Source organism: Chryseobacterium sp. R2ACT005 (genome assembly GCF_049949215.1).
Taxonomy (GTDB): Bacteria; Bacteroidota; Bacteroidia; order Flavobacteriales; family Weeksellaceae; genus Chryseobacterium.
This window is the reverse complement of record NZ_CP188192.1, coordinates 3,715,869-3,742,221: the sequence shown is the minus strand read 5'-3', so window position 1 is coordinate 3,742,221 and position 26,353 is coordinate 3,715,869. Positions and strand designations below refer to the sequence as shown.

24 protein-coding genes and 3 tRNA genes are annotated in these 26,353 nt (G+C 35.8%); 21 read left to right on the top strand and 6 right to left on the bottom strand.

Annotated elements, in window-relative coordinates:
* Positions 1-35 precede the first annotated feature (35 nt).
* Positions 36-1,700 (bottom strand): alpha-glucan family phosphorylase, encoded by a 1,665-nt coding sequence (gene glgP, locus ACPF63_RS17080; RefSeq protein ID WP_426480711.1) that lies wholly within the window; start codon positions 1,698-1,700, stop codon positions 36-38.
* Positions 1,701-1,904: 204 nt separating this feature from the next.
* Between glgP and ACPF63_RS17075 the strand changes: the two genes are divergently transcribed.
* From ACPF63_RS17075 to ACPF63_RS17055, 5 genes are all read left to right on the top strand, one after another.
* Positions 1,905-2,702: a hypothetical protein gene (locus ACPF63_RS17075; protein ID WP_426480710.1), complete on the top strand. Its 798-nt coding sequence runs from the start codon at positions 1,905-1,907 to the stop codon at positions 2,700-2,702.
* A 199-nt stretch (positions 2,703-2,901) separates the two neighbouring features.
* On the top strand, positions 2,902-5,004 hold the full coding sequence (locus ACPF63_RS17070) for a T9SS type B sorting domain-containing protein (RefSeq protein ID WP_426480709.1): 2,103 nt from the start codon (positions 2,902-2,904) through the stop codon (positions 5,002-5,004).
* Between the two features lie 89 nt (positions 5,005-5,093).
* A complete protein-coding gene (locus ACPF63_RS17065) occupies positions 5,094-5,684 on the top strand; it encodes a DUF1572 family protein (protein WP_426480708.1) in 591 nt (196 codons plus the stop codon).
* Between the two features lie 66 nt (positions 5,685-5,750).
* Positions 5,751-7,097, top strand: coding sequence for a tRNA (N(6)-L-threonylcarbamoyladenosine(37)-C(2))-methylthiotransferase MtaB (gene mtaB / locus ACPF63_RS17060; RefSeq protein ID WP_426480707.1), 1,347 nt, complete (start codon positions 5,751-5,753; stop codon positions 7,095-7,097).
* A 53-nt stretch (positions 7,098-7,150) separates the two neighbouring features.
* Positions 7,151-8,665 (top strand): FMN-binding glutamate synthase family protein, encoded by a 1,515-nt coding sequence (locus ACPF63_RS17055; RefSeq protein ID WP_180565207.1) that lies wholly within the window; start codon positions 7,151-7,153, stop codon positions 8,663-8,665.
* Between the two features lie 63 nt (positions 8,666-8,728).
* On the opposite strand, the gene ACPF63_RS17050 is transcribed toward ACPF63_RS17055, so the two are convergent.
* The gene (locus ACPF63_RS17050; protein ID WP_426480706.1) at positions 8,729-9,499 is read right to left on the bottom strand and encodes a hypothetical protein; all 771 of its coding nucleotides are present in this window, start codon (positions 9,497-9,499) and stop codon (positions 8,729-8,731) included.
* A gap of 55 nt (positions 9,500-9,554) precedes the next feature.
* On the opposite strand from ACPF63_RS17050, the gene ACPF63_RS17045 reads away from it, so the two are divergent.
* Positions 9,555-9,992, top strand: coding sequence for an RNA-binding S4 domain-containing protein (locus tag ACPF63_RS17045; protein WP_426480705.1), 438 nt, complete (start codon positions 9,555-9,557; stop codon positions 9,990-9,992).
* A 19-nt stretch (positions 9,993-10,011) separates the two neighbouring features.
* Here ACPF63_RS17045 and ACPF63_RS17040 read toward each other — a convergent pair whose 3' ends face one another.
* A complete protein-coding gene (locus ACPF63_RS17040) occupies positions 10,012-10,527 on the bottom strand; it encodes a shikimate kinase (protein WP_047377852.1) in 516 nt (171 codons plus the stop codon).
* A gap of 115 nt (positions 10,528-10,642) precedes the next feature.
* On the opposite strand from ACPF63_RS17040, the gene ACPF63_RS17035 reads away from it, so the two are divergent.
* The 4 genes from ACPF63_RS17035 (at position 10,643) to ACPF63_RS17020 (ending at position 11,414) form a co-directional block, all read left to right on the top strand.
* Positions 10,643-10,715, top strand: a tRNA-Lys gene (locus ACPF63_RS17035).
* A gap of 35 nt (positions 10,716-10,750) precedes the next feature.
* Positions 10,751-10,833, top strand: a tRNA-Leu gene (locus ACPF63_RS17030).
* 55 nt (positions 10,834-10,888) lie between these two features.
* Positions 10,889-10,961: transfer RNA gene (locus ACPF63_RS17025), tRNA-Lys, on the top strand.
* Positions 10,962-11,075: 114 nt separating this feature from the next.
* The gene (locus ACPF63_RS17020; RefSeq protein WP_426480704.1) at positions 11,076-11,414 is read left to right on the top strand and encodes a hypothetical protein; all 339 of its coding nucleotides are present in this window, start codon (positions 11,076-11,078) and stop codon (positions 11,412-11,414) included.
* Positions 11,415-11,465: 51 nt separating this feature from the next.
* On the opposite strand, the gene panC is transcribed toward ACPF63_RS17020, so the two are convergent.
* Complete coding sequence (gene panC / locus ACPF63_RS17015) at positions 11,466-12,314, bottom strand: pantoate--beta-alanine ligase (protein ID WP_309434121.1); 849 nt, start codon at positions 12,312-12,314, stop codon at positions 11,466-11,468.
* A gap of 171 nt (positions 12,315-12,485) precedes the next feature.
* Here panC and ACPF63_RS17010 point away from each other — a divergent pair, with 171 nt between their 5' ends.
* The 9 genes from ACPF63_RS17010 to ACPF63_RS16970 all read left to right on the top strand — a co-directional run bounded on the left by ACPF63_RS17010 (position 12,486) and on the right by ACPF63_RS16970 (position 23,168).
* On the top strand, positions 12,486-13,256 hold the full coding sequence (locus ACPF63_RS17010) for a glycogen/starch synthase (RefSeq protein WP_180565211.1): 771 nt from the start codon (positions 12,486-12,488) through the stop codon (positions 13,254-13,256).
* Between the two features lie 13 nt (positions 13,257-13,269).
* On the top strand, positions 13,270-14,919 hold the full coding sequence (locus tag ACPF63_RS17005) for a DUF4270 family protein (RefSeq protein ID WP_426480703.1): 1,650 nt from the start codon (positions 13,270-13,272) through the stop codon (positions 14,917-14,919).
* Positions 14,920-14,956: 37 nt separating this feature from the next.
* Positions 14,957-16,810 carry a glutamine--fructose-6-phosphate transaminase (isomerizing) gene (gene glmS / locus ACPF63_RS17000; protein ID WP_426480702.1) on the top strand — a complete coding sequence of 618 codons (1,854 nt, stop codon included), beginning with the start codon at positions 14,957-14,959 and terminating at the stop codon, positions 16,808-16,810.
* Positions 16,811-16,918: 108 nt separating this feature from the next.
* Entirely contained in the window at positions 16,919-18,343 is a 1,425-nt protein-coding gene (gene gldK / locus ACPF63_RS16995) for a gliding motility lipoprotein GldK (protein WP_047382406.1), read from the top strand.
* Between the two features lie 53 nt (positions 18,344-18,396).
* Positions 18,397-19,095, top strand: a complete 699-nt coding sequence (gldL, locus tag ACPF63_RS16990; protein WP_047382408.1) for a gliding motility protein GldL — start codon at positions 18,397-18,399, stop codon at positions 19,093-19,095.
* A gap of 53 nt (positions 19,096-19,148) precedes the next feature.
* On the top strand, positions 19,149-20,738 hold the full coding sequence (locus tag ACPF63_RS16985) for a GldM family protein (protein ID WP_426480701.1): 1,590 nt from the start codon (positions 19,149-19,151) through the stop codon (positions 20,736-20,738).
* Positions 20,739-20,760: 22 nt separating this feature from the next.
* Positions 20,761-21,699, top strand: a complete 939-nt coding sequence (gene gldN / locus ACPF63_RS16980; RefSeq protein WP_047382413.1) for a gliding motility protein GldN — start codon at positions 20,761-20,763, stop codon at positions 21,697-21,699.
* A 140-nt stretch (positions 21,700-21,839) separates the two neighbouring features.
* Positions 21,840-22,874, top strand: a complete 1,035-nt coding sequence (locus ACPF63_RS16975; protein WP_426480700.1) for an NAD(P)/FAD-dependent oxidoreductase — start codon at positions 21,840-21,842, stop codon at positions 22,872-22,874.
* 36 nt (positions 22,875-22,910) lie between these two features.
* A complete protein-coding gene (locus ACPF63_RS16970; RefSeq protein WP_426480699.1) occupies positions 22,911-23,168 on the top strand; it encodes a SemiSWEET transporter in 258 nt (85 codons plus the stop codon).
* A gap of 65 nt (positions 23,169-23,233) precedes the next feature.
* Here the strand turns inward: ACPF63_RS16970 and ACPF63_RS16965 are convergent, their stop codons facing one another.
* Both ACPF63_RS16965 and ACPF63_RS16960 read right to left on the bottom strand, forming a co-directional pair.
* Positions 23,234-23,668, bottom strand: coding sequence for an META domain-containing protein (locus ACPF63_RS16965; RefSeq protein ID WP_426480698.1), 435 nt, complete (start codon positions 23,666-23,668; stop codon positions 23,234-23,236).
* Between the two features lie 37 nt (positions 23,669-23,705).
* The gene (locus ACPF63_RS16960; protein ID WP_077413994.1) at positions 23,706-24,098 is read right to left on the bottom strand and encodes a multicopper oxidase domain-containing protein; all 393 of its coding nucleotides are present in this window, start codon (positions 24,096-24,098) and stop codon (positions 23,706-23,708) included.
* Between the two features lie 635 nt (positions 24,099-24,733).
* Between ACPF63_RS16960 and ACPF63_RS16955 the strand changes: the two genes are divergently transcribed.
* Both ACPF63_RS16955 and ACPF63_RS16950 read left to right on the top strand, forming a co-directional pair.
* The gene (locus ACPF63_RS16955) at positions 24,734-25,120 is read left to right on the top strand and encodes a hypothetical protein (RefSeq protein WP_047382424.1); all 387 of its coding nucleotides are present in this window, start codon (positions 24,734-24,736) and stop codon (positions 25,118-25,120) included.
* Positions 25,121-25,266: 146 nt separating this feature from the next.
* Complete coding sequence (locus ACPF63_RS16950) at positions 25,267-26,349, top strand: efflux RND transporter periplasmic adaptor subunit (RefSeq protein ID WP_077414248.1); 1,083 nt, start codon at positions 25,267-25,269, stop codon at positions 26,347-26,349.
* Positions 26,350-26,353 lie beyond the last annotated feature (4 nt).

The following is a 26,353-nucleotide window of genomic DNA, read 5'->3' as shown; positions in this document are numbered from 1 at the left end:
TTTATGAGATGTAAAACTGAGAATTCGTATTTTCTCTATTTCGTTTCATTATAAAGCACTCTGTAATATTCATCTGCCATCCTGTCGCTGTTGAAATGATCTTTCACATCATTCATTGCATTGTGCTGTATTTTTCTCCATTCATCAGGACGATCGTAATAGGTTGGGAGAATTTCATTTTCAAGGATTTCATATAATTTGTTTAAATCATAGTTGTCCTGTTCATAGATGCTCATATTCAGATAATCTGCTTTCGGAACAACGAAAGAGTTTTCTCTGTGTCTGGCAAATTCCGGGATCCAGCCGTCATCAGTGGATAAATTCACTGAGCCGTTCATGGCTGCTGTCATACCGGAAGTTCCTGAAGCTTCCCTTGGAACTCTGGGATTATTAAGCCATAGATCCGAACCTTGTTTTAAAGATTTGCTTAAAGAAAGTTCATATCCCGTAAGAACAGCTATACTTTTATGATTTTTACTTTCCTCCACCAAAGTATTGAATGTGGAAATGGCGGAATAGTCCATTGGATAAGGTTTTCCTGCCCAGATGATTTGTACCGGATATTTCGGGTTGTTCAGAAGCCTATAGAATCTTTCTTTATCATGTAAAAGAAGTTCTGCTCTTTTATAGCCTGCAAATCTTCTTGCCCAGACAATGGTAAAGATATTAGGGTTGAATAAATTTCCTGTTTGATCTGCAACAATACTGAACAGCTTTTTCTTTAAATACTTTTTACGGTAGTCAAAAACAGTTGCATCATTTTCGTCTTTGGCGTTGTATAAAGGTTTATCAGACCAATATTTAAATTCCTGTGCGTTAGTGATAGACGTAATTTCACAGATGTCAGAATATTTATTCCACATGGCTCTGGAAACCACACCATGAAGCTGGGAAACTCCGTTGGCAATTCTGGCCATCCTCAATGCACAAAGGGAATGATTGAAACGGTCATCATTGGAGCCTTCAATCTTTTTTACTTCTTCCATGCTGTAACCGGAGAAATAGGACATATCATAACATAATCTGAAACTATGTTTTTCATTTCCTGCCTCTTCAGGTGTATGGGTCGTGAAAACCAGTTTTTCCTTAACTTTACTGAGGTCTCCGTTATATTTTTTCAACAGGTAAAAGGCTGCCGGAAGTCCGTGAGCTTCATTAAGATGGTAAACATCTCTTTCAATATTCAGTTTATCCAATAGCTTGGCCCCTCCTTTTCCTAATAAAATATATTGGGCAAGCTTGGTAGATTCATTGGCATCATATAATTTGTGACAGATCGTTTTGGAAACGTGGTCATTTTCCGGAACATCTGTGGACAGAAAAAACATAGGTGCCGTATTGAACGTTTCAGGATCAAGGTACCATACTTTTACCCAAACCGGAGCACTGTGGATTTCGATTTGAAATTTTATTCCGGTATCTTCCAGAAAGCTGTACATTTTTCTCGTCCATACAGGCTGTAAAGTCTGATCATGATTTCTCGCCTGGTCATAATAACCAAACTTCCAAAGAATACCGATTCCTATAAGGTCCTGCTTAAGGTTATAGGCACTTCTCATATGAGATCCTGCCAGAAAGCCAAGTCCTCCCGAATATATTTTAAGTACTTGCTCAAGAGCAAATTCCATCGAAAAATAGGCGGTTTTTTTTGAATATTGAGGATTGATATTGTAGGGTATTCTGAAATTCCTAAAATCCATAAATGTGCGTTTGTGTTAGAAAAAGACAAAGGTATTAATTATGAAAATAAACTTTACATTAATTAACAGATAAATTAATTTTAAAACGAAGTGTTGAATTGTTTTTTTACTTACCTTTAAGTGTGTAAAATTTTGATTATCAAAAACTTTTAACGATGAAAGCCCATGGCAGCATGTGTTCTTAATTAAATAAAAAAATCACACATGAAAAAGACGTTTTCTGAGGAAGATCTGATAAAGAATCTGAGTTTATATTATCTGAACAGGCATTTGAAAAAAAAGCCCATAGAGAAGTATCACCGTACCATAGACGAATCTCCGCTTCATGACCGTGAAAAATACAGAAAGAAATCCGAGATTCTGCTTCTCAATTCTTTTATGCATCACTTCCCCGAAGTGAAATTTGAAAACCTTACCTGTGAGAGCCCAGACTTTATCGCAAAGTTAAACGACAAAAAAATTGGAATAGAACTGACTGAAGTAATCAATCATCTGGAAATGAAAAAAGTGGAAAGTACTTTGAATAAAATGTTCCGTCAGGCAGAAATATTATTAGAACAGGAAGACACTACGAAATATCGTGGTGTTTATTTTTTAGAATTCCACCAGGAAACTAAATTTGATCATCTTGAAGCACAGCAGGAAAATATTATTAATATCTATAAAAGCATCAAGAAAAATAAAGCCGTGGGTTGTGTGAAAAGCATAAGAAAATCTTTTCACCGGAGAAATGTCTTTATCACTCATGAATATAACATGAACCTTTTTGATGAACTCTGCTCGGAAAAAATCCTGGAACTCATTGAAAAGAAAAATGAAAAATTTCCTTACTACGATACCTCAGTGGATGAATGCTGGCTGGTAATTGTTTCAGATATGAATTCAATTGCTTCAAGATATACCTTTATCCAGGATAAAGAACATTTGACGGAAGTAAAGAGTCCTTTCCATAAGATATTCCATCTCGAAAATCTGTGCGGGAATATTACAAGTATAAAATAAAATTTTGTTTATTTATACATTGGTTATTTCGTGCTTTAATTTGAAATTGTATGAACTATTTTAAATTATTTGCTGTTTTAATTTGAAATAGTTTAAAATTATTTAGATTTTATTGTTTGTAATTAAAATATGGGTATATTTGGTGTACGTTGAATATCAATACGATGTATAACTAATGAACCATAAAAACATGTAATCTATGAGAAAACTTTTACTTTTCTTACTTCTGTGCATCTCTCATACTTATTATTCTCAGGCAGATTGTGCCACTGCATTGTCCGTCTGCGGAAACTCAAATATCACTTACAGTCCTACAGGATATGGTAATATAAAAGAATTGGTCAACTCGGGAAGTTGTATAGACTTTACCGGAGAGCATAATTCCATTTGGTATAAAATTACGATTGCTACTGGAGGTACCCTTACTTTTGATCTTGTTCCGAATAATCCGGATGCCGATTATGACTGGGCAATTTTTGGCCCTAATGTAACCTGTGGAAGCTTAGGCTCACCAATACGTTGTAATGCTGCAACAGTTATCGGGCCCGGTCCTGCTACAGGATTAAATATGACAAGTACTCTTTTAAGTGCTGCCGGAGGTTCTCTGACTCCTTATTGCAGATATATGGATGTTTTACCAGGGCAAACGTATTATTTGTTTATTGACAACTGGGTAAGCAGCACCAGTTCTACAACTGCTCCGTTTTCTTTGACATGGGGCGGAACTGCCACACTGGCTTCACCGTTTACAGATCCTAATATCCAGACGCAGCCGTTTAACCCTCCTGGAATTCCGGCGGCCAATCCTGCCGATCCAAGAGAAGTGGTAATATGCTCAAGTACAGCTCTGTTTGATTTTTCTACATTGTCTGCAGGAATTCTTAATGGAAATCAAAACTTTAATGTAAGTTATCATCTGAGTCAGAATGATGCTTTAACAGGGAATAATCCTATCACAGCTCCAATCACAGTAAATACAACTACTGTTTACTATTACAGTATCAATTATACCGATCCAACCAATGCCACCAATCCGCTTAATAAATGTAAACAGGTTGGGACATTTAAATTCAAAGACGGTTCTATTACAGTTAAGAATGTAACATTAACCGAATGTAACAATAATAATGCGGGTACAGCTTTATTTGATTTAACCACAGCAGATGTTATTGGAAACCCGAATGTCACTAAGAAATATTATCACACGATGGCGGATCTCAATGCCGGTATCAATGAAATTACAACTCCCATGGCATTTGTATCTGCAGAAGGGGTTGTTTATGTAAAAGTCATCTCTGAATTTGGCTGTACGGCAGTTGCGCAGATCACATTGAAGTTTTATCCGGTAGTTGTTGTGAATGAAGTGACATTAAGATCATGTTTCATCGAAGGCAATCCTTCCACAGCATCTTTCAATCTTGTAAATGCTTCGGTAACGGGTCAGACGAATCCTACAAAAAAATACTATCCTTCAATGACGGATGCTGTCAATCAGACTAATGAGATTTTGAATGCTAATAATTATATTGCTCCAAATGGATTTGTATATGTAAGAGTTTCCAATGCTCAGGGATGTTATGCAGTAGCCAGAATTACCTTAGTCGTTATTGCGCCGGTATATTCTGCTACTCTTAAAGATGTAACTATTTGTGCAGAAGATCAGACCACGCTGGATGCGGGTGCAGGATTCAAAAGCTACGAATGGAGCACAGGAGCCACTACTCAAACGATCAAAGCAGGAATTGGAGTATATTGGGTAAAACTTAAAACCGGAGAATGTATTGCTACACAAACAGTAAAAGTACTTCCTTCCGAGCAGCCGGTTGTTTCCGGAATTGATATTTCTAATAATACAATTACGGTGTCCGTAACAGGAGGAAATCCGGCATATAAATATTCAATAGACAATATCATCTGGCAGGATTCCAATGTTTTTAATAATCTTTCAAGAGGAGATCATAAAGTATACGTAAAAGACGCTTACGATTGTGATCCCATAGAAATAGGAGTGGTTGTACCAAATTTGGTTAACGTGATAACCCCGAATGCAGATGGCGTGAATGATGTGATTGATTATTCAGCATTAGGCAGCAAGCAAAACCTGATCATGAATATTTTTGACCGCTATGGAAACAAAATCTTTCAGGCAGATAAATCAAATGGCTATAAATGGGATGGTACACAGGGCGGAAGAAGAGTGCCTACCGGAACTTACTGGTATTCTATTACATGGAATGAAAATGATAAAAATAATACAGCAATCAAATTTACAGGTTGGGTATTGGTGAAAAACAGGGAATAACAATAAATATAAAGCATAGATAAAACCACTTCAAACGAAGTGGTTTTTATTTTTAAAAGTATTTAAATTAGTTATCAAAATAGAAAAAAATGAAAGACCTGTTTGTAAAACGTTTTGAATATTATAAATCCCTGGGAGATAAAACATTTGGTCAGCTTACTGATGAACAGATGTTCTGGCAGTATAATAATGAAAGTAATTCTATTGCTGTCATTGTGAAACATATTGCAGGAAATATGCTTTCAAGATGGACTAATTTTCTGACTGAAGATGGAGAAAAATCCTGGCGTAATCGTGATGGAGAATTTGTCAATACATTTACGACTAAAGAGCAGGTACTGGATTTTTGGGAAAAAGGCTGGGAATGTTTTTTTGATGCTCTAGAAAAGATAAATGATGATAATATGTATTCAACAACTTATATCAGAGGGGAAGCTCACCCTGTTATTGATGCTGTTCTCCGCCAGCTGGCTCACTATCCTTATCATATCGGCCAGATTGTTTATATCGCTAAGATGATAAAAAATGAAGATTGGAATACACTGACTATTGCCAGAAACCGTTCTCAGGAATTTAATACAGAAATGAAAGGCAAGTTTTTAAATAATGAACCGGATGCCAATTCGTCACCCGTCTGCTTTCAAAACAGCCATGAAGTAAGGGATGAATATAAACAATAGATTGAATCAATCTTGGATTCTTATTAAAATTACTATCTTTGCACCCATAAAATTCAGGAGTAACAAATGTCTACTTTTCATAGAACTGCCGCGTTTCATACACTTGGCTGCAAATTAAACTTTGCAGAAACATCTACTATTGCCCGTCAATTAACAGATGCTGGTTATGATAAGGTAAGTTTTGATGATAAAGCGAATGTATATGTTATCAATACATGTTCCGTGACAGAAAATGCTGACCGTGAGTGTAAAATGCACGTAAAAAGAGCAATGAAAGCCAATCCGGAAGGACTGGTAGTTATTGTTGGATGCTATGCACAATTGAAACCTGAAGAAATTTCACAAATTGAAGGGGTTGATCTTGTTTTAGGAGCAAAAGAAAAATTCAATATTCTTAGCTACCTTGATGATTTAGAGAAATCCGAAAGTGAAGGAATAGTTCACTCATGTGAAATTGAAGAAACAGACTTCTTTATCGGAAGTTATTCTATTGGTGACAGAACCAGGGCTTTCCTGAAAGTACAGGATGGCTGTGACTATAAATGTACCTATTGTACGATCCCGTTAGCAAGAGGAATTTCACGTTCTGATACTATCGAAAATGTTCTCAGAAATGCCACAGAAATTGCTGCAAAAGACATCAAAGAAATTGTTCTTACAGGGGTGAATATCGGTGATTATGGTAAAGGTGAATTCGGAAATAAAAGACACGAGCATACTTTCCTTGATCTTATTTCAGAACTGGATAAGGTAGAAGGGATTGAAAGAATCCGTATATCTTCTATTGAACCCAACCTTCTGAAAGATGAAAGTATTGAGCTGGTTTCTAAAAGTAAAAGCTTTGTTCCTCATTTTCATATCCCATTACAGTCCGGAAGCGATGATCTCTTGAAAAAGATGAAACGCCGTTACCTGACAAAACTGTATAATGACAGAGTAAACAAGATCCGCGAGGTAATGCCTGATGCGGCTATTGGTGTAGATGTTATTGTAGGATTTCCGGGAGAAACAGAGGAGATATTTATGGAAACCTATAATTTCCTTAATGAGCTTCCTATCACTTACCTTCACGTATTTACCTATTCTGAAAGAGAAAATACGGAAGCCGCTGCAATGGAAGGTGTTGTTCCGGTAGCTGAAAGAAAAAAACGTAATAAAATGCTTAGAATTTTATCTGAAAAGAAGAAAATGGCATTTTATCAGACACAACTTGGAAAATCGCTTCCTGTTCTTTGGGAGCACGAAAATAAAGACGGGAAAATGTTTGGCTTCACAGAAAACTATGTCAGAGTCCAGAAAGACTTTGACCCTGCCTCAGTAAACAAAATCGAATTTCTAAATTTAGAAAAAATCCTGTCAGATGGCACGGTTTCAGTGCAATCTTCCTACCAAAATTTTTTAGCAAAAGCATAGGCTCTTTGCAAAATTTCCACTAAATTTATTTTTAAACTTTAAATACTACATTCATGAGAGATAAGTTTTTATCTTGGGGAATTGTATTAGTAGCTGCTATATGGATTATAGCACTGCTGATCAGAGCGCATTATTGGATACCAACACTGTTATCCGCAATTTATGCATTAGGTGTATACAATGCTTACCAATCGAAACATGCTATTTTGAGGAACTTTCCCGTATTGGGATACTTCAGGTATTTTTTCGAGAGTATTTCACCTGAAATGCAGCAATATTTTATTGAAAGGGAGACAGATGGGAAGCCGTTTCCAAGAAATCAGCGTTCTGCAGTATACAGACGTGCAAAAAATTTAAGTGATACCGTAGCTTTCGGTACACAGCTGGAAGTTAATCACAGAAAATATGAAGGGATCAAGCATTCTATTTATGCAAAATCACCGTCAGAAGAGCTTCCGAGAGTATGGGTAGGAGGAGAACAATGTACACAGCCTTACCACGCCTCATTATTTAATATCTCAGCCATGAGTTTCGGAGCATTGAGTGACAGAGCTCAGATCTCCCTGAACAGAGGGGCCAAAAAAGGAAATTTTTATCACAATACAGGAGAAGGAGGAATTTCACCCCACCATATGGAAGGAGGTGACCTATGCTGGCAGATCGGAACAGGATACTTTGGATGTCGTGATGAAGAAGGAAAGTTCAATCCGGAGCTTTTTGAAAAATATGCGACACTTCCTAATGTTAAAATGGTGGAAATTAAATTATCACAAGGGGCAAAACCAGGACATGGAGGAGTTCTTCCCGGTGTAAAAAATACTCCGGAAATTGCAGCGATTCGTCACGTAACACCAGGAATGACCGTTATTTCACCACCATCACACACCTCATTCTCTGATGCAGCCGGATTGCTGAGGTTTGTACAGCAGCTGAGAGAACTTTCAGGAGGAAAACCTGTAGGATTTAAACTTTGTATAGGAGATACCAAAGAATTTGAAGATATCTGCGTGCAAATGAATGTTCTGAAAATTTATCCGGACTTTATTACCATTGACGGAGCGGAAGGAGGAACTGGAGCTGCTCCGCCAGAATTCTCGGATGGAGTAGGTATGCCATTGGAACCAGCTTTGATATTTGTCAACAGAACACTTAATAACTATAATGTAAGACACAAACTAAGAGTGATTGCCAGCGGAAAAGTTCTTACCAGTCTGGATATCCTGAGAGCAATTTCGATGGGTGCGGATATGTGTAACAATGCAAGAGGATTTATGTTCTCTCTGGGATGTATTCAGGCGTTGAGATGTAATACAAACAACTGTCCTACAGGAGTTGCTACCCAGGATAAAATGCTTATTAAAGGGCTTGATGTGACGGATAAGGCAGAAAGAGTATATCATTTCCATAAAAACACGCTTCATACCTGCAATGAGCTGATTGCCGCAGCAGGAAGAAGTTCTTACGAAGAAGTAGATGCTACCATGTTTATGAGAGGAGATGAATTTGACCACCTTGCAGATCTTTATTTCCCTGATATCTTAGGAAATGTGAAGCAGAAGGCAAGATGATCGTAAAATATTACATAAAAAAACACCGCTATTGAGACGGTGTTTTTTATTATGTGATTACTTTTATTGTTGTTGTTCTGGTGTTTGTTTCTCACCACTTGGTCTGTCCTCCCTTCCATAAATCTGAAAGTTGAATACAAAAGATTTATTTCTGTAAGAAGTATTCAAGTACGGATAATGGGGGTTTCTGGCAAAAGCAGCTCTTGAAGGAACGATAATCACTCCCTGTAAGTTATAAGGAGCCTCACTAGAAGGATTATTGAATGCTTTGAACTTTTGTAAAGCTTCTCTGAAACCAGGGATTTGATAATAACTTGCTTTTTTTGCAGCGTCAGGGGTAGTAACAGGGTCTAATATTGATTTCTTTGTGTAATAAAACATAGGGTCAATAACAGGGATACCAGTTCCGTCAATGGTATTTAAAAAAGCAGCTTTTGCTTGAAATGAAGTATTTCCATCAGAATTAACGGCCAGATAAGAGTAAACTCTTCCCATGATTTTGATGATATCTGTACTTTCAATGGTTTTTCCATCAGCTGGTGAAGGCTGGGCTCCACTTCTCATGATATAAATAGTTCCGGAAGGAAGTGTTATAGGAGACAACTCAGATAGTTTCTTTTCGTTATCATCCGCAGTATCCGTAGAACTGAAAGTTTTTATATTACCCTGCGCATCCAGATAATTCTCATCCATGAATTTCTTAATGGCTTGATCATCATAGGTGTTTTGCGTAGCAATATCTTCCGGTTCTACATAGGGTGACGTATCATCATCTTTCTTACAAGCAGAAAAACACAAAGATCCTGCAAGGATATATAAAAATATTTTTTTCATTTCAAAAAACTTTAATTACTTTACAAATAATATAACGGCAAAAGTATAAAAAATTATGAGAATAGATAAATTTTTATGGAGCATTCGTTTTTATAAGACGAGAAATATTGCAGCAGAGGAGATTAAAAAGAATAGAGTTTCTATAGGAACGTCTTCCGTAAAGTCATCTAAAGAGGTAAAAGAAGGAGATACTATTAAAATCCGTAAGAATCAGATTGATTATAAAATAAAGGTAATTCAGCTTCCTAAAAGCAGAATAGGGGCTAAATTGGTGCCTCTCCATATCCAGGATGTGACGGATAAAGAACAATATGAACTGTTGAAACTTCGTAAGATGTCACAGGACTACTACAGAAATAAAGGAGAAGGAAGACCTACGAAGAAAGATAGAAGGGAGATGGATGACTATGTGGGAAATGATGTTGATTCTGATTTTACAGACTGGGATGATTTCTTTGGAGAGACAGATAATGGAGAGGAAAACGAAGATTAACATAAAAAATAAAAAAGCTCTAGAGATAGAGCTTTTCTATTATTTCGTTGACAATGTCTTCCGGTTCTCTGGAATCTGTACCCACAGTAAATTGTGCTTTACTGTAAAACTGATTTCTTTCAAATAAATGTTTAGCGATGAATTCCGGGAGGTCTTCATCAGATATATTGGCAATCAGCGGTCTTTTTTCTTTCTGTTTTGAAAGCCTTTCAACCAATGTGCCCACAGAACTTCTTAAGAAAACACTTTTAGAGTTATGATTGATGATCTCCATATTATTGTAATACACAGGAGTCCCTCCGCCAAGACTTAAAACTACATTTTCTTCCGAAGCCAATATCTCTTCCAGGGCCTCTCTTTCCAGCTTTCTAAAGTAAATCTCACCCTTCTTTTCAAAAATTTCCGGAATGGTTAATTTATTTCTTCTGGAAATCTCTTTATCGAGATCAATCAGTTTAAAATCGATTTTTTCGCTTAATATTTTGGAAATGTGAGATTTGCCACTCCCCATGTATCCAATCAATGAAATTACCATGAATTTTTTTTAAACAAATTTGCGAAAAAGTTTTGAGATAAAGAAAAAAGTCATATCTTTGCACCACTTAAAACAAGGGACATTACTTAAATGAAAACTTGATGAGTAAGTGACCGACTCGGTAGCTCAGCTGGTAGAGCAATACACTTTTAATGTATGGGTCCTGGGTTCGAATCCCAGCCGGGTCACAAGCAATAAAAATTACTGAACTTGTAATTTTATTGCCTGCGTGGTGAAATTGGTAGACACGCCATCTTGAGGGGGTGGTTTCCTAAGGATGTGCTGGTTCGAGTCCAGTCGCAGGCACTGCAAAGAAAAAATTATAATTAATATTGAAATTTATTTCATTTTAATTGTGGCCGACTCGGTAGCTCAGCTGGTAGAGCAATACACTTTTAATGTATGGGTCCTGGGTTCGAATCCCAGCCGGGTCACAAGTTTACTGAAAAGTAAATTTTTTTCATATTAATATTTTGTGATTTGGTGTTTCAAAGGCTTCCTTCAGGAGGCCTTTGATTTTTTTGTATTCAATCTAATGATCATAAAATATGAGTGATATTAATATAATTGATGAGGAATTAGCATGGATGATAGTTGCCGGATTATTGTCCGCAGCAGTATTCTTTTTAATCTTTTTATATCATGTTATTGTTGCTTACATCAAATCCAATAAAGAGAAAATAAAATTTAAAGATACCAGATCATATGGTTATATCATAGGAGGAGGAGCTGTGATGGGCTTTGAATTCTTTTGTTTACTATTGCTTTTAATCAAAAATAATAGTGTTCAAGAGATTGTAACTCTATTGTTTGCAGTGGTGTTATTCCTCTCTCCTGTAATGATTGGGTTGATTGGTTTTTATTACAATAGATCAAAAAAACTCTGACGTTGCCATCAGAGTTTATATCTTATAAAAAATATGCGTTCTTGTATAATATTAATCTAAATGCATATTGTCAATTAATCTTACACCATCCACAACTACTACAATAAAGGCTCTGAATTTTCTGTCTTTATAGAAGAAGTCAGTTTCCTGCAGAGTGTTTTCATCGGCAATCAGGAAGTATTCCAGCTTCATTCCCTGTTGGTTGTCGAAAATATCTGTTACCCTTTCCTTTATTTCCGGTATTGTAACGGTTCTGAACCAGTCATTTACTTTTTTTAAAGTCTCATAAATGACTTTAGAAGCTTCTTTTCGGTCTTCATGAAGTCTCTGGTTTCTTGAGCTTAATGCCAATCCGTTTTCTGCTCTGTAGATGGGAACTCCTGATATTTTAACGGGAAGATGCTTTTTATCTACCATCTTTTTAATAATAGCAAGTTGCTGGAAGTCCTTTTCTCCAAAATAAGCATTGTCAGGCTGTATCTGTCTGAAAAGCTCTTCTACAACAGTTCCTACACCATCAAAATGTCCCGGTCTGGATTTTCCTTCCATCTCATTTTCCAATCCATCGAAATCATAACGCTGGCTTTCAGTTTTTTCAGGGTAGATATCTGCTACCTCAGGGATGTAAACGGCATCTACAAGACCTGAAGTTTGAAGAATAAGAATATCTCTGTTAACATCCCTTGGGTATTTTTCAAGATCTTCAGAATTGTTGAACTGGGTTGGATTTACAAAAATTGAAGAAATAACAAGGTCATTTTCTTTTCTTGCCTCTTCATACAGAGAAAGATGGCCTTTATGTAAAGCGCCCATAGTAGGTGCAAAGCCAATTCTTTTCCCCATTTCTTTCTGTCTTTCAATAAAATCCTGAAGGACTTTCCTGTTTTTTATAACTTCCATAGTTTATTTTAATGCTATTTCAAAAATACTAAAAATATCGTATAATAATATGCACTTTTAATAATTTGGAAAAGGGAATTTTCGTAAAAAAATGTTAATTAAAATAATGTTGGATGTTTTTTTGTAATTTTGCACATTAAAGCATTTTTACAAAAATTAGATAGAAAGTTTATGCCGAATCAAAAAATACTGTACATTACTACAGAGATGTATCCATATCAGGAAGATACCAATATGGCTGCAGTGGTAAACAAAATGGCACTTAAGATGCACCAAGAAGGCAATGATGTAAGAGTTTTTATGCCAAGATTTGGACAAATAAGTGAGAGAAAATTCCAACTTCATGAGGTGATCCGTCTTTCAGGAATGAATATTATTATCAATGACCTGGACCAGCCTCTTATCATTAAAGTAGCGTCTCTTCCGGGGGAAAGACTTCAAGTTTACTTTATTGATAACGAAGAATACTTCAAAAGAAAACAATACTATTTTGACGATGAAGGAACTCCTTTCGAAGACAATGACGAAAGAGCTATTTTCTTTGCCAGAGGAGTTATTGAAACCATTAAGAAATTAAATTGGGTACCTGATGTAATTCATTTGAATGGATGGATGGCTTCTTTTGTTCCAATTTATCTTAAAACTTATTACGAATCAGATACTTATTTCAAAGACGCAAAAATTGTACTTTCTCTTTACAATGAGAAAGATGCAGACCTGGATAAAAAGATCGACGAAAAACTACAGTTTGATAATATTTCAGGATTAAAAGCGTTAGATAACCCAACAATTAAAAGTTTTGTTATCGAAAGTATGAACTATGTAAATGCTGTTGTGAAAGGTGACGAGTTTCTGGATGAAGACCTGGATAAGGCTTTCAATGAAACCTCTACTGAGAAGTCGGAATATCTTGACATAGATTCTATAAATCAACTTTATTAAAAACACATTTTTAATGACTCATAATCTTAAAAGGACCTTCGCCATGCTTTTATTGGCGATTTTCGGAAGTACAATCCTTTATAACTGTGAACCGGATCCAGATTCTCTTGGTGAACAGTTGTTCAATGATGATGCAGCACAGGGTAATGAAATTGCATATCCAGTTATCGCATACAATTATAGCAACAATGATTCAATTAGAAGTGATGCTGCCAGATTAATCAGCGGAGTGAATGAATCAGGTGCGGCTTCATATGTTGGTGTTCTTGGAGCTTTTACTGAAAGCCAGTTTGGAATGCAGAGAGCATCTTACGTTACTCAGCTGAGAATGCCGGTAGATAATTATGATTTTAATGGTGCCAATCCAAAAGTAGACTCTGTTGTTCTTGTAGTGAGACCACCAGCGAATACTGCAGCGAATACCTATTTCTTTGAAAGCGATTCATTAAAAACAAATACATTTGAGAAAAGTGATTTTCCAGTAGATGGAGTGGCTACAGCTGTTTCAATTGAGAAGAAAACTTACCCTGTTCGTAAATACGGTAAAATAGGCGGTGGTTCAAAATCAATGAAAATCAATGTACACGAAGTGACTACGTTCTTAGATTCAAATGATGATAAGTTCAAACGTTCCAATGCGGGTACGAGTATAAGCACTGGTGAGTTATTAGGATCAGGAGTGTTTGATGGTAACATTAACTCCCTGTCTATTACTAAAAAATCTGACAACTCAGTTGTATTTACAGGAAACCTGGGATTCAGAATGAAGCTTAGCAATACAAACTTTTTCCAGACTCATATTCTTGATAAAAAAGGAAAACCTGAGCTTCAGGATGCTGCTAACTTTATCAGATACTTCAAAGGAATAAAGATTTCTGTGGACGAAACGGATAAATATCTTTACCAGTTCTCTCCGAATGACCTGCAGCTTATTATGTATTATAAATATGATAAAACAGAAAACGGAACAACAACAAGACCACAAACAAATCTTGTTTTCAACCTAGGAGGTTCTAATGCTCATATCGGACTGTATGAATACAACAACGCCGGAACTCCTGTCGCTAATGCTTTAGCGGCAAGCAACTCTAACGAAGGTGATGAAAAGCTTTATATTCAGGGAATGGGTGGTCCTTCTGTAGTTATGAAAATTAAGGATGAGACAATTGCAGACCTTAAGAAGATCTATGTTGAAAAGAAAGCAGGTATTTTAAGTGCTAAGATAAGAGTATATGTAGATCCTTTAAGCTGGAAGAATACGAACTCAACAGAAGATCGTAAGTTTACACTTTTAACGAATCCATTGGTTAGCAATACGATTGATTTCTCAAAACTAGCATATACATCAGATTTATCAACAGGACTTGGTTTATACAATTACAACAAGGATAAAGGATACTATGATTTTATAGTAACAAAAACAATCAAGGATCTTGTTGAAGGAAAAACAGAAACAGTTGGGCAAGAACAAGTACCAATAGTTAATAAACCATTATTGATTGGTGCAGGAACATTTGCAGCAAATGCTACAGGAACCCTTTTAGGAGTTCGTAATACAACTAGAGCATTTGATATGAACAGAGTTATTTTGACAGGTATAGATAAAACGAATACCAATCCAAAAAGAATCCAGCTGATGGTGACTTACGCTACAAAAAAATAAATACAATAAATACAAAATACACTAGACAAAATATAATATGTGCGGAATAGTAGGATATACAGGTTTTCAAGACGCTTACGAAATTGTAATTAATGGTCTTAGAAGATTAGAATATAGAGGGTATGACAGTGCCGGAATTGTTTTAGAAAGTCCAGGTAACAAGCTGGAAGTAGAAAAAACAAAAGGTAAAGTTGAGGATTTGGTGAATATTTCGAAAGAATTAAAAGGGAAGTTTAAAATTGGAATGGGACATACCCGTTGGGCAACCCACGGAGTTCCAAGCGACAGAAACTCCCATCCGCACTTGTCAAACAATGGAAAAATAGCAGTTGTACATAATGGTATTATCGAAAACTATGATACCATTAAAACAATGCTTACGGAAAAAGGGTTTACTTTCAAATCAGAAACTGATACAGAAGTATTGGTAAACCTTTTCCAGTATTTTATGGATATTAATCCTGAAACTGATTTCCCGACTGCAGTAAGATATGCATTGAATGAAGTATATGGAGCGTATGCAATTACTGTACTTCACGAAGATTATCCGGGAGTATTGGTAGTGGGAAGATTAGGTTCTCCTCTGGCAATTGGAATCGGAGATAAAGAATACTTTATTGCATCCGATGCTTCTCCTTTCGTAGAATTTACGAAAGAAGCTATTTATCTTGAAGAAGGACATATGGCAACAATCTCTCTTGAAAATGGAGTAGATATCAGAACCATCAATGAAAACTCTAAAATTGAGCCGGAAATTCAGGAGCTTAAGATGAGCCTGGAGCAGATCGAAAAAGGTGGATACGAGCATTTCATGCTTAAAGAAATCTTTGAACAGCCTAAATCTGTACACGATACAATGAGGGGAAGACTTCTTTTAGATGAAGGAGTTATCAAAATGGCTGGTATCTGGGATCATGTGGAGAGATTCAAAAATGCCAACAGAATCATCATTATTGCTTGTGGAACTTCATGGCATGCAGGTCTTATCGGAGAATATCTGATAGAAGAATATGCAAGAATTCCTGTTGAAGTAGAATATGCATCAGAATTCAGATATAGAAATCCAATCATTACTGATAAAGATGTGGTGATCGCAATTTCTCAGTCCGGAGAAACAGCTGATACGATGGCTGCTTTAAAACTGGCAAAAGAAAAAGGTGCATTTATATATGGTATATGTAATGTTGTAGATTCTTCAATTGCAAGAATTACAGATGCTGGTTCATATACACATGCCGGTCCTGAAATTGGGGTTGCTTCTACAAAAGCATTTACTGCACAGCTTACTATTCTTACTTTAATTGCATTTAAATTAGGAAAACACAACGGAAACTTAGGAAACGCTGAATTTATGAGCTTAATTGCTGAGCTTGATGCCATTCCTAAGAAAATCGAAGAAGTGCTGAATACGACCCACGAGCTGACTCAAAATATTGCAAAAGACTTTGTGAAAGCTACAAACTTCCTTTATTTAGGAAGAGGATACAATTATCCGGCTGCCCTTGAGGGAGCATTAAAATTAAAAGAAATTTCTTACATCCATGCAGAAGGATACCCAGCTGCAGAAATGAAGCACGGTCCAATTGCCCTGATCGATGAAAATATGCCAATTGTAATTATAGCACCTAAAAAAGGTCACTATGATAAGATTGTAAGTAATGTTCAGGAGATTAAAGCGAGAAAAGGTAAAATTATCGCTGTAGTAAATAAAGGAGACCGCCAGGTGAGTGAAATGGCAGATTATGTTATTGAAATCCCTGAAACTTCAGAATGTTTCTCACCAATCGTTGCTTCCGTACCTCTGCAACTGCTTGCTTATTATATTGCAGTATATAGAGGGGCAAACGTAGATCAACCGAGAAACCTTGCAAAATCTGTTACCGTGGAATAAAAAGTTGTTGTAAATAAAATAAATTTAGATTTCTTCCGTTATTTCAAAAAAAATCTTAAAAGTTTCTTAAAAAAATTATATATTTACGGCTTAATTATAAAAATTAACATGAAAAGGATATTTCTTTTATTATTGTCTGCGTCGGTAGCATCGGTATCTTGTTCAGGTGGTGGCAGCTCTTCTGTGGGGAAGCCAGGAACAAAAGGAGAATTGATACCAAGAGAAAAAACTAAATCATTTGTTGCGGAAAGACCATACGGAATGGTCGCAATTCCTGCAGGTTCATTTGTTGCTGGTTTAGCAGACCAGGATCCAACAAATACTCCTGAAAAAGCAGCATTGAAGACAGTTACTGTTTCTTCTTTCTTCATGGATGAAGCAGAAACTACCAACTCGGAGTACAGAGTATTTATCAACTATGTAAGAGACTCTATTGCGAGAACTTTACTTGCCGAAGCTGCCGGAGAAGGTGGTGATGAAGGCGGACGTAAAGGAGCTGCAATAGGAGATTACGCATATCTTGCTAAAAAAGAAGAAAATTTAACACCTTATCAAGAATATATGGAGGGCCAGGGTGGCCGGGAAGACGGAAGTTATGATGCCAGCAAAAGGTTAGATTGGAAAATTCCTTTGCACTGGAGCACAACAAAATATCCGGATGTAGAATATGCAGAAGTTTTAGAATCTCTGTATCTGCCTTCTTCTTCCAGAATTGGAAACGAAAGAATTTTAGATGTAAGCAAGCTTAAATATACTTACCGTTGGGGAGATATGGATGCCGCTGTTGCAGATAACGAAAGAGGAGCTAATTACCTGAAAAGCGAAAGTATCGCGATCTATCCTGATACTACAGTTTGGGTAAAAGATTTCCACTTTGCTTACAATGAGCCATTGTTTGAACAGTATTTCTGGCACAAGGCTTACAAAGACTATCCTGTTGTTGGGGTAACCTGGGATCAGGCAAGGGCTTATTGTAACTTCAGATCTAAATTGAAATCTGATTACAACGAAAGTTTAAAAAGAAAAAAACAAAAACCATTAGTGTTCCGTCTTCCAACAGAGACTGAATGGGAATATGCTGCAAGAGGGGGAATGCAAAATGCTACTTACCCTTGGGGTGGTCCATATTTAATGGATGACAGAGGTTGTTACCTTGCTAACTTCAAACCGAAGAGAGGTAACTACATGGAAGATGAGAAAAAAGGTACTTATACATATACAGCTCCAGTTAAGAAATTTAAGAAAAATGGGTTTGGGTTATTTGATATGGCTGGAAACGTTTCTGAGTGGACATTATCTTCGTTTAACAATTCATCAGCTGGATTCACTTCTACATTAAATCCTTCTACTAAGGATAAAAAAGATACGAAGAAATCTGTAAGAGGTGGATCTTGGAAAGATATAGGATATGCACTAATGACAGGTGCTAGAGATTGGGAAAGAAAAGATTCCGCAAGAAGCTATATCGGATTTAGAACTGTACAGGATATTCCTGAAGCAGCTGTTAAGCCAAGAAGAGTTAACAGAAATTAATCAGACAATTTTTCAATAACAATTTTATTTAACATTAAAAAAACTAACTCAATATGTTTAAGACTAAAGATGCTTGGATGAATTTCTTTTATTCATTCGGTGCTGCAATTGTAATTCTTGGAGCTTGGCTTAAAATTACTCACATTACCTTGGGACCAATTAACGGTAACATCGCTCTTACCGTGGGACTTATTACTGAGGCGATTATCTTTATCATTTTTGCATTTGACCCTCCAAAATCTGAAGAGTCTTATGCTTGGGAAAATGTTTATCCTGAATTATTAGATAAGCATGCTAACCCAAATCCATTACACTCTAATGTATCTTCTAGAAATAACAATGCTGCAGCTCAATTTGCTGAATTAGAAAATTCTCTTTCTACCAAATTGGACAAAATGCTTGAGGATGCTAGATTAGATGTTCAATTATTTGAAAGATTAAGAACAGGAATTGATAAATTTTCAAACTCTGTTGATCAGATCAATCAAACTGTTGACGTATCTGCTTCTACTCATAAATATAATGACCAATTAAATAAAGCTGCTCAGCATATGGAAAGCATGAACGCTCTTTATGCAATGCAACTTGAAAGCGGTAAAAAACAATCAGAATTTGCTAACAAATATGTAGCAGATATGCAGAAATCTGCAGAACACTCTGAGAAATTCAATCAAGAGCTACAAGGTTTAACTTCTAATCTTAATAACTTAAATAGAGTTTATGGTGGTATGTTAACTGCTATGAAGTCTTAATTCCTAACCATTTCTAAATTTAACTATTTAATCAAAAAAACAAAGAAAAGAGAATGGCACAAGGAAAACAGACCCCTCGTCAGAAGATGATCAACCTGATGTATTTGGTGTTCATCGCGATGATGGCCCTAAATATTGATGCAGAAATCATCAGATCATACTATGACTCTACCAGAGCATTGAATGAAACAAGAACTTTAACAGAAAAAAAGAACGAGAAGATCTTTGAAAGAACGTTGGAAGCTAAGGCTCAGCAAGTTCCGGATACCTACGCACAGCCTTGGGCTCAGTACAAAGTATTGAAAACTAAAATTGATGCGTTGGTGAAATCTGCTCAGGATGTTAAAGATTTGTTGAAAAAACAATCTGAGTTTCACGATAAAGATAAGGACGGAAAAGATATTGACGTAAGTGAAAACTTTGCCGCACTTAACAACAACGAAGCAACTACTGAATATTTCTTCAAAGAAGGAGATGAAAACACTCCATCGAAGAATGCATTAGATCTGAAAGCTAAAATTGATGACGTAAGAAACTATATCAATTCTACTTTTGGAAGCAATGCCCAGTTACAGGATTTAGTAGCAAGAGCTAACAAGTCTCTTATTGCGGAATATCCTAAAGGAACATCTCCAAATGAAAAGACTTGGTTCCAGAATAAGTTTTACCATCAGCCATTAATCGCTGCAATATCTAACTTGGAGATTATCCAAAATGATGCCAGAAACGTACAGTCTGATGCATTGGCACTATTACTTCAGGAAAAAGTAGATGCGAATATTAAATTCTCAAGCTATGAACCTATTGTTTCAGGTCCGGTTGATATCCAGGCAGGAAAACAGGCTGAAGTAAAAGTAATGTTAGGGACTTATTCTAACAGCAATAAAATCAGCATCTCTGGTGTAAGCAGAGTTGAAAATGGTAAAGGTATTACACAAATTTCAGGTTCTGGAATTGGTGAACATAAATTAGGCGGTACAATTACATTAACAGACGCTTCAGGTAAACCACAAAGTTTCCCTTGGACACATACTTATAATGTAATCGCAGGACCTAGAGAAGTAAAACTTGAAAAAGGACTATTGCTTTCTGCCGATAAAATGAATGTAATGTATAGAGGACTTGAGAACCCTGTTTCAGGATCAATCTTAGGTGCTGACAATTCTAAACTTTCATTATCTGCTGCAGGAGCTACTGTGAAAGGTAAAGGTCCGGGTAAATGGGATGTAACTCCTACTACAGGAAATGTAGTGAAGTTAACATTATCAGGAACAGATCCATATGGTAAAACAGTTTCTCAGGTATTTGAATACAGAATTAAGAATATTCCTAGACCTCAGGGTCAGATCAGAGGTAAAGCTGTAAACTTCATGCCGGCAGGTTCTATACCTAACCAGATTGTAGCAGCTACTTTACCTGACTTTGACTTCCCTGTTTCGTTTACTGTAAATAGCTTCATTATTAAGCTTCCAGGAAAAGCAGGTACTCTGATTCAAGGTAGTTCACTATCAGGAGCAGAAGGAATGCTTAGAAACCTTAGACCTGGTGATGTAGTTCAGATTTATGATATTCAGGCTACAGCTACAGGATTGGGTAACCAGAGACTTAAGGAAATTTCACCTGTAATTATTAATGTACAATAAGGTTAATTTGTAAAATCATATTATGAAAAAATATATTAGCACCCTTTTAGTTTTAGTTTCGGGATTCGCATTTTCCCAAACTATTCTGAATGCTGCTTCTCCCGAAGAATTCAGACAAATGAGATCTGAATCTATGAGAAAAGCAGGGGATACTGTTATCAGCAATAAAGTAAAGCCTCTTGAATATGGTTTCGTTGATGACAAAGATATTTACAAGAGTATGTTTGTTTGGGAAATCATTGATATGAATGATAAGATCAACCAGCCATTCTATTATGACAATCCGGATGGTCTTCTTTCAAGCTCTACAAGATCTTTATATCAATTATTACTTGATGGAGCTCTTAAAGGTGACATTAAGGAAGTGTATGATGACGAAAACTTTGTGACAAGACTTTCACCTGAAGCCATTCAGAAAAGATTGGAAAGTATAAGACTTGACGAAGAAGCTATTGATATTCTTAACTCTGGAAGAACACTTACAGAAGACGAGAAAAAAAGATTAACAGATATCATCAGAACTACAACTGATAAAGTAAAAGTTCTTAAAGTGATGGGTATGTGGTTCATCGATAAGAGAGACGGTCAAATGAAATACAGACCTCTAGGTATCGCAGCTATGGGACCAGATCCTACATCTGTTGGAAGAATTGGTCCTGACGGTCAGCCTTTAGCTGGTGCCGATGAATTGATCGACTTATTCTGGATCTATTATCCAAGCGCTCGTGATATTTTAGCAAACAATTATGTTTTCAATAGAAAAAATTCTTCTGCCGATCTATCTTTTGATGATATCATCAATGCAAGAAGATTCTCTTCTATTATCTATAAGTCTTCAAGCGGCTTAGGAGATGGTACTATCAAAGACTATATTCCTAAAAATGCTGATGAACAGCTGGAAGAAAGCGATAGAATCAAATCGCAGATTCTTGACATGGAAAATGATATGTGGAATTACTAGATTTCACTTGATATTTATAGAAAACCTGAGTATTTTTACTCAGGTTTTTTTTATTATGAAATCGCCCTTTGCTTATTGCTAATCAATAATCAATGATATAGGCGGTTATATATGACCTTTAAATAAATGAAATTTCTCATATGAAAAATGTAGATTATATTATTGTAGGAGACGGATATGCAGGACTTTTTCTGGCTCATCAGCTAATTAAGAACAATAAGTCCTTTGTGATCTTTTCTGAAGGAAGAAAAAGTGCTTCACAGATTTCAGCCGGAATTATCAATCCTGTTGTTCTTAAAAAATTTACCACATTCTGGAAAGCACAGGAACAAATAGACTTCCTTAAAATTAGTCTGAAAGAAATAGAATCTTATACCGGAGAAAACTATCTGATCAATGCTCCCATTCACAGAATTTTTCATGATGAGAATGAACAGAATCTTTGGTTGAAAAAATCAGGGAATGAAGAATTATCAGCTTTTCTTGATAGAAATTTTGATCGCTTAAATGGGGTAAAAAACGATTTTCAGACGGGAAAGGTGAATCAGTCTGCCAGGCTTAATGTTAATGGTTTTTTTAGTGGTCTATTCAGTTATTTGGAAAAAAATGATCATTTAGTAAAAGAAAGATTCGATTATACTCAATTGAACCCTTCTGAATTGGTTTATAAAGATTTTTCTTTCAAGAATATCATTTTCTGTGAAGGAATGGGAGTGAAAGATAATCCATACTTTTCTGAGATAGCAGTGATTCCCAACAAAGGACATCATATAAAAGTAAAACTTTCCCAACCGATTCAGGAAAATATCACCATTAAAAAGAAACATTTCTTATTTCCAACCGGAAACGGACTGTATTTTTATGGTGGAACTTACGATAGAGATCAGCTTCATCATCATATTGATGACTCAGCGGTCACTCAATTGGTCAATGGGCTTTCTGAATTTTATCCCTATGATTTTGAAGTGGAAGAAGTACATTTTGGCTTCCGTCCTACTGTAAAAGACAGAAGACCAATCATTGGAAGACATGAAACATTGCATAACCTGTATGTTTTTAATGGAATGGGTGCTCGTGGTATTCTGAATGGATGCTATTTTTCACGGGATCTGTTCCATTTTATTGAACAGGGTACCCCATTGCACGAAGAAGTTTCTTCAAAGAGGTTTCAATAGTATATCTTAGTGTAAAGATTCAAAACTGTAGAATATATGGACGAAAATATATTAGGTATCATTGCCGGTTTTCTTACTTCTGTTTCGATGATTCCGCAGCTTGTAAAGGTGATCAGAGAAAAGAATGTAGAAGATATTTCTCTGGTCATGCTTCTTGTTCTTATTTCAGGACTTTCGCTGTGGGTCTGGTACGGGATAAAAAAAGATGAAATGCCTATTATTTTATCCAATGGATTTGCTGTTCTGGTCAATATCAGCCTTCTGATCTGCTATTTTATTTACAACAAGAAATAGAGTCTAACACATAAAAAAGACGCCTCAGAAATGAAGCGTCTTTTTTTTATTTAAGTGAAATACGATTATTGAAGAACAAATTTGGCTAAAGGAGCCATTCTTGCCTTGTTTAAAGTAAGAGTATTTCCATTTACAGAGTAATTATCCGCAGCAAGGATAGCTTTTGTAAACTGGTTTTCAATATCCAGATCTTCACAAGCCATCATAGTAGACATTCCCTGATTGAATTTTATTCTCATGAGTTCAGGTTTGATCTCGAAAGTTCCTCCTAATCCGTTACATCCGGCGTGGCCTTCATATCTCATTCCATTCATATCAAGTTTGAAATAAGGATTGTTTTTAGGATTTTTAAGATCAATCGGTTTCCCGTTAAGCTCTGTCAGTTTCCATGTTTTTCCAGTAATATCAGGAGTCGCTTTTTGTGCGTTTTGTGTTTTACATGAAACAACAAGAAATGTTGCAATAACAAGTGCCGATAAATAGTAATATAAACTTTTCATAATGCTTATTTTTTTAAGATGAATGCTATTCCTTATGCTAATACGATGCCATTTTTGCGGGGCCAGACTCTTTTTTTGCCTGTTTAAGATGGAACAGGACCATGTCTACATTCTTTTTAAGAAAAGTTATATTTCCCTTAATATCAGAATATTGATACTCTTCATTGGAGGCTGTGTACTCAGGTAAAGCATCACTTTTTTTAAGGTCAAAAGTTTTACCGTTTAAATGTATAGTTGCGGTATTTTTAGTGTTGTTGATCGTTACTTCTATCTTTTCTCCATAGCTGTCAACATACACATCTTTGAAAATTTCGTCTGTGTTTTCGGGTGCAGCAGCGGTAATGGTTTCAGCTTCTTTTCCTGGATGTTTACACGCTGTTAGGGAAAGAATGGTCAATCCCAGAAGGATTGGTGGTAATAATTTTTTCATAGTGATAAGTGATTTTAAAGTGTTTCATGAATTATGATGTTAATGCCTTATAAATTTACAAATATTTTTAATAAATATGTGTTAAATTTTCATAAACTAACAGAGAGTTAAGATTTTGTCTGATTTAACTCACTGTTTTTTGAAACATTATTCACGAAATAGAAAGTAATAGTTATTGTAGGAAATTGAGGATCATCGTTGTTAATTCGGGAATTTTAAAGGACTTATTTTCAATAGTATAATGTATTTTTTTTTCATTTTTCATTTGTTGTGTAAATTTTCGGCAAAAATAATTCAAAAAGAAGAGAGTAACAATAAGTAAATGTTAATAATTAGTAATCATGATAAAGTTTAGGTTTGATTATGGAAATTTTTAAAATAGAGTTCCAGGCCATTAAAATGTTCAAAAAAGTAACAACTTAAAAATTAAAATTTCCTTAATTCAAAAAAAATGGCTTGATTTTTGAAAATTGAAACTTGCACAGATGAGATGTCAGAATTGCTCGAATTACCCTTGAATAAAGAAATGTTTAATGTTTATTATATTTTTAGATTCAGGTAATTTAAAGGATAGTTAAATTTTGTTAATCCATGATGATAATATCATAATCTGGGTGTACATTTGCCACTTCAAAATGAGAAACTTTATAGTATACTTTTTAACTGGTCTTTTTCTGCTCTTTGTAGTAGAAAGTAGGCTCGACGTTAAAACGCTTCGAAATGACTATTCCGGTCATGTTTCTCATCATATACCGAAAAGAGCCAACCGTCTTAACCAGACTTTTGAAAAACTCTCTGTTCAGCAGATGGCTGATACTGTAGACAACTCCACATTAGAACTTGCTGAAAATGATTTCCAGTTATCTGACGTATGGCAGGCTATTGTTGTTTTTGCAGGAGTTTTCAGCCTGGTTTATATTTTTGGATTAAAAAGCGATAAACGGTTTAGACCGGATATTCATGGCTTTGTTTTTGGTCTTACAGCCAAAAGATTCATTCTGATCCGTTCTATTAGAATTTAAAATTTTCTCAATCTATTCTTTTTCTGCCTGATTTCAGGTAGAAATACTTTGCGTTGTGTATGCTGGTAATCATCACATCGTACCTCTTTTATTACCGTTTTATTTCTATCAAAACATTAACGATTTATATAAACTCTAGAATTATGATAAAGAGAGTTGCTTCGGGAATTGCGCTGAGTGTCCTTCTGTTGGCGGTTGGCTGCAATAAGAAAAAAGAAGAAAAAGAAGAAGTTACCGTATTTCCGGTGACGTCCCCTGTAGTAATGGATACTGTAATCAACAAAGAATATGTTGCTCAGATTCAATCCGTAAAAAACATTGAAGTAAGAGCTCAGGAAAAAGGTTTCCTGGAAAAAATCTTTGTAGATGAAGGACAATACGTGCAGGCGGGACAGACATTATTCCGAATCATGCCTAAACTGTATCAGGCAGAATTATTAAAAGCAAAAGCAGAGGTAGAACAAGCTTCTATCGAACTGAAAAATGCAAGTACATTAGCAGGAAACAATATTGTTTCTAAAAATGAAAAAGCAATGGCAAAAGCCAAGCTGGATGCTGCCAATGCAGAAATGAAACTGGCTCAGATCCATCTTTCATTTACTGATATCAAAGCGCCGTTCTCTGGTGTTATCAACAGAATTCCTTTGAAACTGGGAAGCCTGGTAGATGAAGGTGATTTGTTGACTTCATTGTCAGATAACACAAGTATCTATACTTATTTTAACGTTTCTGAGCCGGAATATTTAAGTTATCAGACCCACGCTGCAGACAGAGGAAGCAATCAGGTATCCCTGATCACAGCGAACGGAGAAACCTATTCGCAGAAAGGAGAGATCCAGACTATTGAAGGAGAATTTGACAATGAAACAGGTAATATTGCTTTCCGAGCCAAGTTCCCCAATCCTGATAAGCTTTTGAGAAATGGAGAAACAGGAAAGATCCGGATGACAATGCCTGTTCACAATGCATTAATTATCCCACAGAAAGCTACTTATGAGATTCAGGATCAGAAATACGTATTTGTTATTGATAAAAACGGAGTCGCTAAATCCCGAAATATCAAAATTGCTTATGAACTTCCGGATCTTTATGTAGTAGGTTCAGGAATATCAAAAGGAGATCAGATCCTTTTGGAAGGAGTTCAGAAAGTGAAGGATGATCAAAAGGTGAAAACAAAATTCCAGGATCCTAAGAAAGTTCTTCAATCATTGAAATTAAAAGCAGAGTAGTGGT